Below are 3,727 nucleotides of genomic sequence, written 5' to 3'. Positions count from 1 at the left end.
AACTCTAATATGTATAAAATCACTCACAAAGTGACAATAAGCTAAAAAAGTAGACAGGGGTTAGGTGAAGCGGTCTTAGATGATGAGGAAAATACGCAGAGAGTAAAGTTAAACTTGGGTAAATAATCCTCAATATTTAACCTTAAAATCAGTAAAAATCCTTATTTAGTAAAAGATTCTTATACCACTAGGCATTTAGGATGCGGACATTCTTAAATCGCGTTTGCGGAGTATGGAAGCACCAAAAACTCACTCAGAGATTACTTTTAACTTTTGACTTGCGCCTAGCGCTATAGTCGCAATTTTTTTTCCGTTTCCGCGTGTAACCCATTCCCTTTCTTAACTATAAGTCTAGTTGTCACCTCATCATATTAAAGCCTTTAATCATCAGTCAAATATTATACCAGGGTGTAAACAATGACAAATACATCTGACTTATCAGTATTTTCAAATATTAACTCTCTAGCAGTTCTAGAAGAAAAATACTCAGTTAACCTATCTAAACAAGTAGTTCATCCATCTGTAACTAGCAAAACCAAGCGCTTAATTGACATTTTAGGAGCTTTAGTTGGGTTAGGGATCGCAGGAGTAGTTGCAATTCCTGTTTGGATCTTAATGCAAATTAATACTCCCGGTCCCCTATTTTTCACTCAAGTGCGTTGTGGTTTCAAAGGCAAAACTTTCCAGATCAGGAAGTTTCGTTCAATGGTGGTTAATGCAGAAAAACTAAAGCACCTAGTTAAAAATGAGGCGAAGGGTAACATATTTAAAAATGAGAACGACCCTAGAATAACTCCTATAGGTCATTTCCTCCGTAAGAGTAGCTTAGACGAACTACCTCAATTCTGGAATGTTCTCAAGGGAGAAATGAGTTTAGTAGGAACTCGTCCTCCTACTGTTGATGAAGTCGAACGTTATGAAGCTCATCATTGGCGCAGACTAGATGTAAAACCTGGTATTACTGGAGAATGGCAGGTAAATGGTCGTTCTCGTGTGAAAGATTTTGAAGACATAGTGCGTATGGATATTGAGTATCAGCAAAAATGGTCTATTGCATACGATCTAAAGTTAATTTGGAAAACTATTTGGGTAGTGTTTAATAAATCAGGTGCGTGTTAGTTAGAATTTAGAATTTAGAATTTAGAATTTAGAATTTAGAATTCTGAATCTCCCTTGCTTTACTCCCTTTGTGTTGGAGGTTTTGCTTTCCCAACCTATCCCTACTAGCTAGTAGGTTGAGTTAACGCAGGAAACCAAACAAAAATATGCTGCCCACACTACTTCCTACTCCTTACTACAATTAGAACTATCGAAATCAAACTCATACTGATACAGTTTAGAGTCATCACTACTATCAAAAGATTGCTTACTTACTGCATCTAAAGCAACTTCATCTAACATTGGATAACCAGTTTCTAGTAACAACTTGGGTCCTTTAGTAATAGTACCATCTGGACTAACTAATACTCCCACGGTAGCTTTACCTTCCAACTTTTGCTCACAAGCAGCTTCTGGATAAACATCAGAAATAGCTTTGGGTTGAGTCAAACTTTCTTCACCTACCTCTAATTCTATTGCCCACTGCATATAAGCACCAACAGCACCTAAAGCTATTTCTCTTGACTGCGACTCTTCAGTAACTACAGTATTTGTCTGCTTTTGTTGTTGTAGCTTTTGCAACAGTGAACCCTTAAATTCTGGTAGCGGTTGTAGTGATGGGGAAGGTTGGGGAGTAGGAACAACAGAAGGTGTTACTTTGACCTCTGGTGTTGGTGGTTTTGTTTCTTCCAAAGTAGCAGCAGCTAAATTTTCTTCAGGTTTTTGAGATGGTTTTGGAGTAGGGGTAGTTTCAGTAACCTTTTGTTTTTGTGGTTGTTGCAATTTTTCTAATAATGAACCTTTAAATTCTTTTGGTTTTTCTGGTGTTAAAGATGCTGTAGGTGTAGGAGCAACAGATGGTGTTTCCGGTTGAGATTTTTTTGTTTCGGTTGGTGAGGGCGTAGCAATAACTATCTTTTGTTGTTGTTTGGCTTCATTTGCTACATCTTGAATAGTTTTTCCTTCCCGTAATTGCCTAACTATTGGTGCTTCTGGCAATCGATTTTTTTTTGTGGGGTCTGGAGGTAAAGGTGTTTTTTGTGGTTGAGTATTGGTGTTATTTTCTGTTGGAGCAATAGCAGTTTTATTTTCAACTTTATCTTGGTAACGTTGTGGAGGCAATTTTAAATTTGCTGAGTATGATTCTCTAGAGTTTTCAGCTACAGAAGTTTCATCTGTAGGATCTATCTCTAGAGTTGGACGACGAGATAAACCTGATTCATAAACTTTATCTGTCAAATTCAAATTCTTCCTAATTTGATATTCATCTATTTGACTTTGGTTTGGCTCTTGTGGTGGTTCAATTTGAAATATGTCTACAGGTGGACGATTTGTATTAGGTAGTGGGGGTGGATATATTGGTGTTGTTGGTAATGACGATCGCCCTGGTATGGATGGATAGGAAAATTCTCTTGGATAAGGATTTCTGGGCAACCTAGAAACAGAAGGACCAGAAAAAGAGGGGGTAGAAGAGGATGAAGTGGTAGAATCGAGGGGTGGTAATTTTGGTAAATTGTAGTCTGAGGGGTCTACTGGTATTGTTGGCAATTCTGAAGATGGAGATTGGGACAAAAATGGTACTTCACCTGGAGTTGGTGGTGTAATAGGAGAAAAGTTGGGTGGTTCTGGTATTGTAGAGAATGTAATTTCTGGTTCTTCTGGTTGGGGAAGACGTTCAAGTTGTTCTTGTGTTAATTCAACTAATCCTACTGTTGGTGGTAATTTGGCTTTCTCAGAGAATAGAGATAGTTTTGGTAAGTTAATTCCTAAAATGGCATGGATAATCACAGAGGTAAAGAGTGCTATCCATATTGGTTGACGGAGGGTGTCTGTTAAAGAGGATTTTTCAATGGGTCGATCTAGGTCTAGGGAGGAAAAGTCAGACATATCAGGAAACTCCTATAAGGTATAAAAGTAAAATTTTAGTTGATAATTTAACTAGCTGTCAGCTATCAGCATTCAGTTTTCAGTATTAGGATATGAATAAGTATAGCACTATAAAAAAGTGTTAAGAAATTAATCAAATTAAAATCATTCCAAATTTATTGTCCTAACCAAAATACAATGGTACAGCTATAGCAATCAGGAATGAGATGTCAAAAAAAACTTTAGGGGTTTGGAGACCAAATCCCTACAATCAAATATTACAAATTCTCACAAATCACAACTAATTGCTATCTTAGAGGCAAGATGCCTATGCTACAAAGGTTTACCGAAATAATTAATAATTAAACANGAGAAAAAAACTGTAGGGGTTTGGAGTAGTAGGGGTTTGGAGACCAAACCCCTACAATCAAATATTACAAATTCTCACAAATCACAACTAATTGCTATCTTAGAGGCAAGATGCCTATGCTACAAAGGTTTACCGAAATAATTAATAATTAAACAATTAAATAATTAGATCATTCACGCCTTGAAGCCTCCCCTTTCAAGGGAAAAAAGCGGTCGTTTGCGGAGCATGACCTGAGGATGGGATGGCGAGGAAACCCGCTCTTGCAGAGCCGCTCCGAAGTGAGCCATATCCAATCGACCAAGAGAAATAAATCTTTTCCTGTTAAGTGTCAATCCTCTCCCTAAAAGGGAGAGGTAATTATCAATTATCAATTATCAATTATCAATTAATGAA

General features: G+C 37.2%; 2 protein-coding genes. One reads left to right on the top strand and one right to left on the bottom strand.

Features of this window, described 5'->3' with window-relative positions; all coding sequences use genetic code 11:
• Positions 1-417: 417 nt before the first annotated feature.
• The gene (locus AFK68_RS06350; RefSeq protein ID WP_094672044.1) at positions 418-1,119 is read left to right on the top strand and encodes a sugar transferase; all 702 of its coding nucleotides are present in this window, start codon (positions 418-420) and stop codon (positions 1,117-1,119) included.
• Between the two features lie 165 nt (positions 1,120-1,284).
• On the opposite strand, the gene AFK68_RS06345 is transcribed toward AFK68_RS06350, so the two are convergent.
• Complete coding sequence (locus AFK68_RS06345) at positions 1,285-2,985, bottom strand: energy transducer TonB (protein WP_094672043.1); 1,701 nt, start codon at positions 2,983-2,985, stop codon at positions 1,285-1,287.
• Between the last annotated feature and the right edge of the window lie 742 nt (positions 2,986-3,727).

Origin of the sequence: Hydrocoleum sp. CS-953 (genome assembly GCF_002260545.1) — a bacterium.
Classification (GTDB): Bacteria; Cyanobacteriota; Cyanobacteriia; order Cyanobacteriales; family Microcoleaceae; genus Trichodesmium.
This window is presented reverse-complemented; position numbering and strand designations above follow the sequence as displayed.

Coding starts and splice junctions, on each gene's coding strand:
- AFK68_RS06345 (WP_094672043.1), bottom strand. CDS start 2,985: ATGTCTGACTTTTCCTCCCTAGACCTAGATCGACCCATTGAAAAATCC.
- AFK68_RS06350 (WP_094672044.1), top strand. CDS start 418: ATGACAAATACATCTGACTTATCAGTATTTTCAAATATTAACTCTCTA.